The 12,715-nt window shown below is 43.6% G+C and carries 10 protein-coding genes; 8 read left to right on the top strand and 2 right to left on the bottom strand.

From position 1 onward, the window contains the following. The first annotated feature begins 3 nt into the window (after positions 1–3). Positions 4–684 (top strand): CpsD/CapB family tyrosine-protein kinase, encoded by a 681-nt coding sequence (locus ACSFXN_RS00660; protein ID WP_437148274.1) that lies wholly within the window; start codon positions 4–6, stop codon positions 682–684. A 98-nt stretch (positions 685–782) separates the two neighbouring features. Here ACSFXN_RS00660 and ACSFXN_RS00655 read toward each other — a convergent pair whose 3' ends face one another. Continuing rightward, positions 783–1,607: an aldo/keto reductase gene (locus tag ACSFXN_RS00655; protein WP_437148273.1), complete on the bottom strand. Its 825-nt coding sequence runs from the start codon at positions 1,605–1,607 to the stop codon at positions 783–785. A 245-nt stretch (positions 1,608–1,852) separates the two neighbouring features. On the opposite strand from ACSFXN_RS00655, the gene ACSFXN_RS00650 reads away from it, so the two are divergent. The 5 genes from ACSFXN_RS00650 to ACSFXN_RS00630 all read left to right on the top strand — a co-directional run bounded on the left by ACSFXN_RS00650 (position 1,853) and on the right by ACSFXN_RS00630 (position 8,880). Next, positions 1,853–2,158, top strand: a complete 306-nt coding sequence (locus ACSFXN_RS00650) for a hypothetical protein (RefSeq protein ID WP_437148272.1) — start codon at positions 1,853–1,855, stop codon at positions 2,156–2,158. A 112-nt stretch (positions 2,159–2,270) separates the two neighbouring features. Beyond that, entirely contained in the window at positions 2,271–3,473 is a 1,203-nt protein-coding gene (locus ACSFXN_RS00645; RefSeq protein ID WP_437148271.1) for a MalY/PatB family protein, read from the top strand. A gap of 193 nt (positions 3,474–3,666) precedes the next feature. Then, positions 3,667–5,400, top strand: coding sequence for a DNA/RNA non-specific endonuclease (locus ACSFXN_RS00640; protein ID WP_437148270.1), 1,734 nt, complete (start codon positions 3,667–3,669; stop codon positions 5,398–5,400). A 600-nt stretch (positions 5,401–6,000) separates the two neighbouring features. Beyond that, positions 6,001–7,521, top strand: a complete 1,521-nt coding sequence (locus ACSFXN_RS00635) for a glycosyl hydrolase family 28-related protein (RefSeq protein ID WP_437148269.1) — start codon at positions 6,001–6,003, stop codon at positions 7,519–7,521. Positions 7,522–7,806: 285 nt separating this feature from the next. Then, a complete protein-coding gene (locus ACSFXN_RS00630) occupies positions 7,807–8,880 on the top strand; it encodes a D-alanyl-D-alanine carboxypeptidase family protein (RefSeq protein WP_437148267.1) in 1,074 nt (357 codons plus the stop codon). 175 nt (positions 8,881–9,055) lie between these two features. On the opposite strand, the gene ACSFXN_RS00625 is transcribed toward ACSFXN_RS00630, so the two are convergent. Beyond that, the gene (locus tag ACSFXN_RS00625) at positions 9,056–10,621 is read right to left on the bottom strand and encodes an SH3 domain-containing protein (RefSeq protein ID WP_437148266.1); all 1,566 of its coding nucleotides are present in this window, start codon (positions 10,619–10,621) and stop codon (positions 9,056–9,058) included. Between the two features lie 459 nt (positions 10,622–11,080). Between ACSFXN_RS00625 and ACSFXN_RS00620 the strand changes: the two genes are divergently transcribed. Continuing rightward, positions 11,081–12,142, top strand: coding sequence for an S-layer homology domain-containing protein (locus ACSFXN_RS00620; protein ID WP_437148265.1), 1,062 nt, complete (start codon positions 11,081–11,083; stop codon positions 12,140–12,142). A gap of 172 nt (positions 12,143–12,314) precedes the next feature. Beyond that, positions 12,315–12,677, top strand: coding sequence for a hypothetical protein (locus tag ACSFXN_RS00615; protein ID WP_437148264.1), 363 nt, complete (start codon positions 12,315–12,317; stop codon positions 12,675–12,677). Positions 12,678–12,715 lie beyond the last annotated feature (38 nt).

Raw genomic sequence — 12,715 nt, 5'->3', positions numbered from 1 at the left:
GGGATGCTAAAAAAGAAGAAACTGGCAGCGGAAGGGGAAAACCTAGTCGTTACGGACAAAACTCCTTCAATTGTATCTGAACAATTCCGAGCGTTGCGATCAAATATCAATTTCTTATCACTTAATGAACCACTCCGGTCTCTTGTTATAACATCAGCAGTCAGTTCAGAAGGGAGATCAACAGTGACTGCCAATCTGGCTGCTGTCTATGCTGAAGATGGAAAAAAAGTATTGTTAGTGGATAGCGATCTGAGAAAACCGAGTACACACGTAATTTTCCAGTTGCGCAATAATAAGGGATTATCCAATTATTTGACTAGACAGGCACTTTTTGAAGAAGTAATACAACAAACTTTTGTCGATAGGCTTGAACTTATAACCAGTGGTCCGGGGATATCTAATCCTGCGGAACTGCTAGGTGCAAGTCGAATGGAGGAATTAATACGCCAAGCAAAAGATTCTTATGATATAGTCATTTTCGATTCTCCCCCTTTGTTGGCTGTTGCAGACGGACAAATAGTTTCTAATCGCTGTGATGCCAGTCTATTGGTGATAAATTCAGGTGAAACAACAGAGGAGGATGTGATTCAGGCAAAAGAGACTCTTTTACTAGCCGACAGTAAGTTAATTGGTGTTATTTTAAATAATATTAATCTAGCCAAAACCTCTGCAAAAAATCTTTAATATTCTATTTTGTTCTTAATCCATTATTTGGATAATTATCTAAAATTCAAAAAAGCCCATTCTATTACTAGGACGGGCTTTTTTGAATTTTATTTTACTCACTTCATATGCATTTCATTTGGGTGTGAACCTTTGCGGCGGTCTTTGTTCAAGCCATTGATTTGTTCCATTTCATCTGCTGATAACTCAAACTCGAATACTTGGTAGTTCTCTTCGATCCGCGACGGTGTCACGGATTTCGGAATGGCGATTGTGTTATTTTGCAGATGCCAGCGCAAGACCACTTGGGCAGGGGATTTGCCATGCGTTTCAGCGATTTTCTGGACAATTTCATCCTGGAGAACTTCACCGCCTTGGTCAAGCGGACTCCAAGCTTCGATGAAGATATCATGTTTCGCACAGAACTCTTTTAAGTCATTCTGAGCCAGATAAGGGTGGCATTCAATCTGGTTTAGCACGGGCGTTACTTCACATTCTGCCAGCAGGCGCTCCAAATGTTCGATTTCAAAGTTGCAGACGCCGATCGCTCTGACACGTCCATCTTTATAAAGCTTTTCCAGGGCTTTATATGTATCGACATATTGGTCGAAATTAGGAGTCGGCCAATGGATCAAATAAAGGTCAACGTACTCAAGGCCTAAACGCTCTAAGCTTTCTTCGTAAGCTTGTATGGTATTGTCAAAGCCTTGATCGCTGTTCCAGACTTTTGTCGTAATGAATAGTTCTTCACGCGGGATGCCGGAATCCTTGATCGCTTTTCCGACACCTTTTTCATTTTTATATATCATTGCCGTGTCAATCGAGCGGTAGCCTGTTTCAATTGCTTTTGCTACGGCGTCTGCTGCCAGGTCATCGGGTACTTGCCAAACTCCGAATCCAAGCTGCGGCATTTTTAATCCGTTGTTTAAGGTCACAAATTCCATTCTGCATTTCTCCTTTTCAGGTAAATTGAATTGCCTTATTGAATACCCTTCTAAATCGATTTTTAATCTTAATAAGCCTAGTTATTTCGATTCTGGAAGTACAGCCAAATTCAATAATATAGGACCATAAAAAGTTTAGAGGAATTTACAACGGAAATATTGAAGAATACAAAAAGCACAACAGAATTTCAAGTAGAGGCAAGGCAGTACTAGCATTTTCGGTGAAAGTGCAGAAGGAGAACTCAGTGAAATTATTTAAAACCTATCTTTTTATCAATATCTGTTTCATCTTTCTTCATATCTGTTTGTATTTGGTGACCATTATGGGTCTGGGCAGCGGCAACAGGGACGCGCCGCGCAGTGAAGTGATTAATATCATGCTGCTATTTGCGATTATTGGATTATCTCCAAACTTGCTGTTATTTTTCGCTTCGGTTTTCAGAAAAAAGGAAATCAGAGAAAATGCATTATGGGCAGCTGTTTTTTCAATGCTGATTCTGCTTGGATACTTTCTGGCCTTTTGGCCGCTTGCAATGGAATATTCACTGTAAGAGGAAAGGGCTATTCTAAAGCTGGTTCAAGCTTAGTAAGGCGCCAAGCCGGGTAATGAAAGACTAGTTGCGTTACACTGAATGCATATTAAGGACGAAAGGAAGTTATGACATGAAATACAATTTCGATGAAATCATCAATCGCCGAGGAACTTATTCCTTGAAATGGGATGGAGCAGACCTGATAAAAGAATTCGGCTTGACGGAACGCTATGATGAAGACACCATCCCCTTATTCACAGCCGATATGGACTTGCCGGTGCCGCAGCCATTGATTGATGCCTTACATAAAACAGTCGATCACCGAATTTTTGGCTATACGGTGTTTCCGGAAGAATATTACGAAGCCATCAGCACATGGTTTCAGAAGCGCCATGACTGGAAAGTCACAAAAGAGCAGATTGTCTTCAGCCCGGGAACGGTCCATGCACTGAATGTGGCGGTGAAGGCTTTCACAAAACCTGGTGACGGCATCATCATTCAGCGGCCGGTTTATCCGCCGTTTACTGGCGCGATTGAAGGCAATGAGCGAGTAGTAGTCAATAATGCGCTGATTGCAGATGAAAACCAATATTACAGCATCGATTTTGAAGATCTTGAAGAAAAAGCGAAAGATGAAAAGACCACAATGTTCATCTTATGCCATCCGCATAATCCGACCGGACGCGTTTTTACAAAAGAAGAATTGCGTAAAATGGCGGAAATCTGTCAGCGCCATAATGTCTTAATTGTAGCAGATGAAATTCATGGAGATTTGATCCGGAAAGATCAGGTTTTCATTCCAATGGCAAAAGCGGTGGAAAATCCAGATAATCTCATTACATTGACTGCCATCAACAAAACATTTAACGTCGCCGGTCTGCATTGTACGAATGTCATTATTCAAAACGAAGACCTGCGTGCCACGTTCGCTACCGAAATGGGCATGCAGCTCCCTTCGCCTTTCACCGTTGCTGCATTGATTGCGGTTTACAATGAAGGCGAGGATTGGCTCGAGCAGCTGAAAGAATATATCGACGGTACGATGCTATACGTCAAAGAGTTCCTGGCAGAAAATATGCCACAAGTGAAAGTCAACATTCCGGAAGGGACGTACGTTTTATGGCTCGATTTCAGCGGCTACAACATCAATGCCGAAGAAATCCATGACCGCATTTACAATAAAGCCAATGTATTGCTCGAAGACGGCGGCATGTTCGGAGAGGAAGGGTTGCTGTATCAGCGCATCTGCCTTCCGTCGCCGCGGCCGGTGATTAAAGAAGCTTTGGAGCGGATTGCGAAAGAATTTGAAGATTTATCGGTTAAATCACAATAAAAAATCAAGAAGTCGCCACTCTCATTGTATTGCCGAGAGTGGCATTTATTTTGCTTCTTTAGTATCTAGGGATTTTTATTTGGCTGTGATAAACTTATTTTTAGGTAATAAATAGAATATTTCAACTTTTAAAGGCAAATTTAACCGACTACAGTGGATTGACTTGGTTTATTCAAAAGGAGCGGATGAGAATATGCAGACAAGCAGAATGGCTCAGATTGAACAGCAAGCTTTAAAGCGGTATCTGGAATTTGATAAAGCAAAGAAAAATGCGGAATCAAATGGAGGTGCGGCCTCGCGGATGATGTCGCGCAGCAGCATCATCAATATGCATGATAACTTGGCAATGGAACGGATCATCAACGATAGTGATTTGTTTCCGATTGCACATTTGCAGGCGGGATTGAATGTCAGTAAAGCGGTTTGCCGCCTGACAACCCGGAACCGGAGCGGACAGATTGAAAGCTACGGCACAGGATTTCTTGTCGCGCCTTCACTTCTGCTGACGAATCATCATGTGCTGCATACATATGAAGCCGCCCAGTATGCTGTGGCAGAATTTAACTACGAAGACGATGTCAATTTTCTGCCGAAGGAAATCGTCTCTTTCCGGCTGGATCCGGACAAACTGTTCATCACTGATGAAGAACTCGATTTCACGTTAGTGGCCGTTCACGATATAGATGCAGAAGGCGTTAAGCTTTCGGATTTCGGCTATTTGCCGCTGCTTCCACAGCCGGGAAAAATTCTGGAAGGGGAATATGTCAGCATCATCCAGCATCCGAAAGGCGGACCGAAAGCGGTCACTATCAGGGAAAACGAAGTCAAGTTCATTTCTTCTGACTATGTGCATTATGTCAGTGACACGGAGCCGGGTTCATCCGGTTCTCCTGTTTTCAATGATCAATGGGTAGTGGTCGCGCTTCACCATGCCGGCATCCCGCATCCTGAAGACGATTCAAAATGGATTGCCAACGAAGGCATCCGCATCAGTTCCATTGTCCGGCATCTTACTCAGCACCAGGCAAGTGCAGTAGACGCCAATGGCCGTCAGCTATTGGACAAATTATTGCTTGATCCCGCTGCCATTGCTGCTCCAATGGAAATAGGAGCTCTTGAAGAGCAGTGGTACAGCGGTGTTACCGGTTATGATCCAGCATTTCTGAGACAAGAGTTTGAAATCCCGCTGCCGGCATTGAGCTATGAACGCCAAAGCGATATCGCTGAAACGGCTGACGGCAAAAAAGTCCTCGATTATACACATTTTTCCATCGTCATGAGCAAATCAAGAAAGCTTGCTTATTATAGTGCGGTAAATATTGATGGCAGCCAGCTTATCGAAGTGAAGAGGGAAAATGACAAATGGTATTTCGATCCCCGAATTCCAGAAGAATACCAAACCGGACCGGAAGTCTATAAAAACAACGACATTGATCGGGGCCATTTGACAAGAAGGCAAGACCCGAATTGGGGCATGGACGCTGTACAGGCGAATGAACATACCTTCCACTTCACGAACTGTTCACCGCAGCACAAAAATTTCAACCAGAAAATCTGGCTTAGCTTGGAAGATTACCTGCTTGAAAATGCAGGAGAGCATGACTTGAAAGTGACAGTCTTTACCGGACCGGTTTTCCGTGCCAGCGATGTCGTGTACCGGGGCTGCCAAATTCCCGAAGAGTTCTGGAAAGTAGCGGTGATGCGGAAAGAGGACGGTTCGTTGTCGGTCACCGCCTATTTGCAGTCGCAGGAGAACTTGATCGGGGATCTGGAATTTGTCTATGGCGGATTCCAAACGTATCAAGTGGCTGTTGCCGAAATAGAAAAATTGACAAGCCTGGATTTCGGCGAGCTGCGGAATTACGATGCGCTTGCGGCAAGCACCGTGAGAGTGGTAATTGCAAGTCGGGAAGATCTTCAGTTATGACAGGTATATGAAATTCGCCGGCCGGGGATTGTCCGTCGGCGTTTTTTGATAAAGGAATACAAAATGTCAGTGGATTTAGGAACGTCGATAGGAAGTTTGAAAACACCGAAAGGGATTCGAAAAACGTCGATAGGAATCGGAGAAACACCGATAAGAATCTGGAAAACGTCGATAGAAGGTGTTCGAAACAGCGATAGAGGATTTGAGCTAGTTGCTTTTTGCCTGGGCAAAAAGCGCTTTGGGTCTTGGGAGGTCTTCGCCTTGGCGAAGGGCTTTTCCATTCGGTCTTTTGAACTTTAGGAACCGCCTTTTGAAAGAACACAGATAGAAAGCCGGGAGACGTCGATAGAAAACTTAGAAACACTGATAGAAAGCCAAAAAACATCGTTAGAACTTGCGAGAAACATCGATAAAACCATTCGTTAGAGGGAAATAATCATCCTCGCCTGGGGACTGAATGAACTGAACCGCAAGCGGGGGCTAATTGCGCATTATGAAGAAAGGATTACGGAAGTGTAGGAAGAGTGTAAAAATTCCGCCTTGCAAGTCCTTCAACAAATCTTTAATCTTATGTTTAATAAGTCTCAAGGGGTGGATTTCATGGCGTTCCGACCGAAACAAGGCAAGCTTTTTGGCAATCAAACCGACAAAGCAGAAATACTCAATAATAGTGTGGAAAGTTCGCTTGATGACACCTATAACGTCAAATCGTTTGGTGCCGCAGGGGACGGTGTTTCAGATGACTGGCAGCCTCTCCAGGAAGCGGTCAATTTTGTCTACCAGCATCCTGGCGGGGGGGCACTGTTTTTTCCGCCGGGCTTGTACCGGATCAGCCAGCCGCTCGAAGTGCTGGAAGCGAGTACGGAAAATACGGTTTCCTGGATCGGCCATAGCCTCAAGTCGACAGTGATTGCGCCTTCTGCACCGATGGATTATCTGGTGCGGATGCGCGGAGGCGGCGGGACCATTCAAGGCATCAAGTTCCGTGGAACGGATCCGATGAACGGTTACGCCCAGTATGCGAAAGTCTGCATGCTCGCGACAGATATCCGGGACAAGACGTTTTCAAACACAGCTTTTGTATGGGGAGCGGTCCACGGTCTCCAAATTACAGGGGATGGCAATAATAACCTGTGCGTATTCGACCGGCTTTGCGTTTTTTCACAGAATGGCACAGTTATCAAAGGGACGGATGGAAGCGGCAAAGCTGACAAGGTGAAGTTCCATCATTTCAAACCGGAAGTGAACGATGTCCATATTGGCGCATATTTGAAAATCGGCAGCGGAGAAGGTTCGGTCTATCATATTGATGCTGTGGCATCAGACAGCATCACCATCTCTCCTGATTTGAAGCGACCCCTTGAGCCGGGCATGGAGTACGCCATTCATATCGGCTGCGGGCTTCAGACTGACCGCGGCAGCGACAATAATGTCTATGGCATATATGATTGCCATTTTGTCGGCAACGCCGGGGCTGGGCTTATGGTGCGCGGATTATACGGCCATCATATCCAAGGAGGCAATTTCGATTCGAACGGCATCACTGGAATCCATATTGGTTCCGGCATGATCAATACGACGCCTGCTTATTCTAATACGATCAATCATGCTTATTTTGAATCGAATGGCTATGCTAACGTCATTTTGGATTATCCATCCGGCCTTACCATTATGGAACCGCTGCTCGCCGAACCAGTGGACGGGACAGCAGGGGATATCGCATCGATTACTTCTTTGCGAGGATATTATTTCGATTACGATACAACAAGTATCTCGTATAATGGGCGGCAATATCAGTATGTGGCAGAAACGGACTGCGGCACACCTTATTCAATGGAAGGAATATCTCAAGTGGCGGTTGACCGGCCGTCTGGTGCCAGGAGTCCGGCGATCATTGAGCTGCCGCCTGTACCAACGCATCAATTCGGAGAAAAACTCGAGATATTTGTTGAAGACAGCGGCGGCCAGCCGGTGCATTTGGTGTGTGAACATGCCCGGGTCAACAAACAGCCGGGAAATCGGGGAGTATTGGTTCCGGCTGGAATCGGGTTTGTGATTACGGTGTATTATAATAGAAGAAATTCTTCATGGATGGTGTCGCATACGGTGCCTGTCGACTAGGTGGAACAACCAAGATGTTTGATATAGAAACAACCTGCTTTCCCCCGATAAGGGAATAAAAGCAGGTTGTTTTATTATTGAGATAGATAGATTAAAAAGAAAAGTTTGCTGGCCAATGGTATTAAAAAACAGATAGCTTGTTTTTTACGTTTTTTATTAAGAAAAGAGGTAATATAGAAAGTATGTTTTATTAATAATTTATTGGCTTGAGTAAAAAGAAAAAAATCCATTATATAGCAGCCCTTGACAACAAAGTCCAGAGGGTGGAAACGGAGTGAATCAGCAATGAAAAAACAATCTTGGGTGAAATCAGCCGGACTGGCCAGTGCAGCAGCGGCATTGACATTCGCAGTTACGCCAATTGGAGAAGGGTTTCCTTTAAACGGGGTGACTCATGCAGAAGCAGCATCCCCTACATACCAAACAACAGAAAACTTGAATCTGCGTACAGGTGCTTCAGCGGAACATGATGTGGTGGCGATTATTCCAAAAGGCGAGCACATCCAATATATTTCAAAAAGCGATGCTTGGTACAAAGTCCGCTATGGTTCAGAAACGGGGTTTGTAAATCCGGCATTTTTGAAAAAAGCTGATAAACTTGAACCCGTTCTCAAGACTTATGCGGCATTAGAGAATTTGAATTTGCGTGAAGGCGCTGGAACGGAATACGGCATCATCACCGAAATTCCAAAAGGCGAAAAAGTAACTTATCTATCAAAAAACGGAAAATGGTTGAAAGTTTCCTATGGCATACATGCAGGTTATGTCAACGCTGATTTTCTTACAGATGACCCGGTAAAAGACATGGAAAATTATCCAGCTCCTTCAACGGACACGCCGGGAACTTATATCGATGGCATCCTAGTCATCAATAAAGAAAACGCTTTGCCGTCCGATTACAATCCGGGTGTTATTCCGGAAGCAGAACAAGCCGCTGCTGACATGACAGCTGATGCGAAAAAGCAGGGGATAGAGATCCGAACAGTCAGTGCATTCAGATCATTCTCTTACCAGACCGGGTTGTACGATAATTATGTAAATCAATACGGTTCTGCTAAAGCAAACACCATCAGCGCAAAAGCAGGGCATTCAGAACATCAGGCTGGACTGGCATTCGATTTCGCAGGCACGTCCAATACTGGATTAAGCAAGTCGTTCGCTGATACGCAAGAAGGCCAGTGGCTGGCAGCCAATGCCCATAAATACGGTTTCATCCTACGCTACCCGGAAGGCAAAGAACACATCACCGGCTACCAGTTCGAGCCATGGCATTTCCGCTATTTAGGGTCGGAACATGCGGTGAAAGTGAAAAACAGCGGCAAGACGCTGGAAGAGTATTTGGGCGTAACTGAAAAATAGCTAGAAAAAAAGCAAAAGCTGCATTCGAATACAGCACCCATTTGGTTTATCCGATTCAAGTGGGCAAAATCAGTACTTGGAACCGCTTTATAGCAGTAGTAAAAAGTGAAAACCGGAACGATGCCTGAAAGCGGCTCGTTCCGGTTTTTTGTGGGATCTATTATAGTGAATTCTATTAGAAGCGTTTGAAGCTATGGAATTTTGGACCCCAATAAACATCATTCAAGCTTTTAACTTCAGCTTTTGAGCCGCCGGAGTGCACGAACTGATTGTTTCCGATGTAAATGCCCACATGAGAAATTCCGGCACGGTAAGTGTTCGCGAAAAATACCAAGTCTCCGGGTTTTGGAGAAGAGACCGTTGTCGTTTCTGCAAATTGGGTCAAAGTCGTGCGGGATACTGAAATGCCATGTTGCTTGAAGACATATTGGATAAATCCGCTGCAGTCGAAGCCAGACTTTGTTGTTCCGCCAAAACGGTAAGGCACCCCTTTAAGGGATAAGGCAGTGGAAATGATTGCCGAAGGAGAAGCGCTGGCGGATGCTCTAGTGACTGTACCTGCTTTCGCTGCTGCTGTTGTTTTCGTAAGCAATGCTCCAGAAATCCAGCCGATTTTTCCATTTGCTGTTACTTTAAACCAAGTGGTGCTGCCGACTTTCTTGGAAGAAGTCGCTTTGACAATTGAACCTTTTTTGGCCGATGTCACAATTTTGTAGCCAGTGCCTGCATTTGCCCGGACATTCGAGTTGTAGTTTACTTTATATGACCCTGAAACTGCAGTGACTTTAGAAGAAGCTTTTACAGGAGCTTTAGCCGCTGTTGTTTTCGTCAGCAATGCTCCGGAAATCCAGCCGGTTTTGCCATTCGCCGTTATTTTGAACCAAGTGGTGCTGCCGACTTTCTTGGAAGAAGTCGCTTTGACTGTTGAGCCTTTTTTAGCTGACGTTACAATCTTGTAGCCAGTGCCTGCATTTGCCCGGACATTCGAGTTGTATTTTACTTTGTATGATCCTGAAACAGCGGTTGCTTTAGAGGAAGCTTTAACGGGCGCTTTTGCCTTAACAGAAGCTTTAGCTGCAACACTAGTTTTAGTCAGCAATGCTCCAGAAATCCAGCCGGTCTTGCCATTCGCTGTAACTTTGAACCAAGTGGTGCTGCCCACTTTTTTGGAAGAAGTAGCTTTGACTGTCGAACCTTTTTTGGCAAGCGTTACAACTTTATGGCTGGTGCCGGCGTTTGCCCGGACGTTTGAATTGTATTTTACTTTATACTTGCCGGATACGGAGGTGGCTTTTGAAGCAGTAGAAGCTTTAGCAGAAGAAGTTTTTGGGGACAGTAATGTGCTTAAGACCCAGCCGTGTTTACCACCGACTTTTACTTTGTACCAAACCTGGCTGCCAACTTTTTTCTGATGGGTTGCAGTTGCAGAAGCCCCTTTTTTAGCGACAGTCAGGACTTTGCTTTTTGTTCCTGCATCTAAGCGGAGATTAGTATTGTATTTAAACTTGTAAGATCCCGATTTAGCTGTTGCAGAACTTGAAGCAACTTGTTTTACTTCTTGTGAAGGTTCACCAGAGTCAAAGGCGAAGTGGTATGGATATGCTGGTAAAGAATAGGCAGTTTCATTAATCGAAGAATTTAATCCTTTAATGTTTATGGCGTTTTCCGAATGGGTATTATTAGGTAAGCTAGATAATAATAAAGCACTAGCTGATATTAAAGTTAACACTGTTTTTCTCATTATTAATCCCCTATCTCTGTATTAATTTACATTATTTAATAATTTTCTATATCTCTTTGTCAACTATATGGAAGTTTTGTTAATATAACAATGTCATTCTCTTTGCAGTACTGTTACATTTATGTAACAGTTATGTTTTTGTGCCTACTTTCAAGCGTTATTCATTTTAAGAGACAGGACTTTAAACATGATTTGTTTTCTGATTAATAGGTATATTTATTGCTTAATAAGTCTTTTGACTGTAATAATCCGACTTAATAGTTTGAAAAATTAAATTTTTATAAATTAAAAAGGCCATCCATTTGCGTGGCTTTTTTGTATTTATACACCAATTGAATAATATTTAAAGGAAATTCTCATCTGTAAGAATTCTGAATAATGAAATATTTATATAGTTTTACTGGCATTTTTGAGGTAAACTATAACCAAGAAAGTTTTTAAAAATAAAGGGGTGGCAACGTGAAAAAACTAATGACTCCCATTGCGATTGTCTTGGCTCTGTTCTTGTTAGTATCGTCTGTGCAGGCTGCACCAGATCTGCCCAAAAACCACCGGTATTACGAAGAAATTCAATATTTAATGAAAAAAGGGATTATAAACGAAGAAAGTGACGGTAAAGTTCGTCCAAACGCTGCGATAACAAGAGCTGAAGTAGCAGTAATGATTGGGCGCTTAAAAGGATTGGACGGGAAAAAGAGAGACACAAAGTTTAAAGACGTGAAGAAAAGCCATTATGCCAGTGGATATATAGCAGCAGTCGACAAAGCAGGTTATTTGAAAGGCTATAAAGACGGCACGTACCGGCCGAATCAGACTATTAACAGAGGAGATGCCGCTCTTATAATCTCGCGCGTCTTCGACCTTGCATTCACTTTTAATAATGAGTTTAAAGATGTGCGACCAGATACGGCGTTGTCTGAGGCAATTGCGAAAGTGCTTGCAGCTAACATAACGATTGGTTATCCAGATAATACTTTCCGTCCTAAAGCAAAGGTGACCCGCGGGGAATTTGCTGCTTTCATCGCACGGGGATTGGAACCGAAATTCAAAAATGATGCAGTGATCAAAAACTCTTACCAGAAAGATAAAACAAAGACTTACGCCTACGCCCGTCCTGATGGCTCGACTGAAGTCCACCGCTTTGTCAATGTACCAAAGCGTGATGGATTGACCTTTGGTTTTATGTGGACAGTAAAAGTTGGCAACGATGTATACGAATATATGGAGTTTGAGAACTATAAATTATTTGCTTTCGCTTATCCTTATTCGGAATATGATCTGGCGCTGGCCTATCCGGTAAAAGTTGGCCAGAAATTTAATACAGGCCTAGGCGATGAAACGCTCATCAATACCATCACCGGTGTAAACAAAACGGTCAAAACACGCTATAAAACATTTACCAACGCTACAGAAGTGACCACAAAGACTGGATTTAAATACTATATGGCACCAGGATTCGCGACCATCAAATCCATCGATGAAAAAGGGCGCGTTGTTTTTGAACTGACAAGTGTTAAATGAAAATTGAATAGTTAAGAGCATCCATTCTCTGCAATGGATGCTTTTTTTATAACGTTTTTACGAAAATGGAAATGAAGAGCTCCTCTAATTAAAGTTTCTCATTGTTCCTTTGCAGGATTTCAAGATGCTCTGGCGAAAAAGTATCAAAAGCAATGGGAAAGCGGGTGGCGGGATGGTCGGTAAACAGGATTTAATCTTGGTGCTGGAAGAATACGAAGATGCCTTCCGGATTCGGCTGCTTGATAAGAGAGGGTTTCTTTACAGTGAAAATCAGTTTAAAGGAATGCCGGCGGTCATGGAAGTCCGTGTGCTGGTCAGCACCCTGACGCATATATTCGGCAATTTTAACCGGGTCACTTACAGCAGAAATTTTAACGTGGTATGGGACCATCCTGCGCGGCCGGACTCGTTCGGCAAATTTATGGCTGAGCTGTTCGCCACTCATAATAGGGATGGCTGGGAAGGGTTCAGTGCTTTTCTGGAGCGGCAGGAACAGGAGCGGCACAGAAATCCGACAAAGGATTTGCCTTTTTAAAGAGTTTATTCAAAAACGAAGTTGTATTTTGTTAACTA

It is taken from the genome of Planococcus sp. 1R117A (genome assembly GCF_051417975.1).
Taxonomy (GTDB): domain Bacteria; phylum Bacillota; class Bacilli; order Bacillales_A; family Planococcaceae; genus Planococcus; species Planococcus shenhongbingii.
Note: the sequence above shows the minus strand (reverse complement) of the source record. Positions and strands in the feature narration are given on the sequence as shown.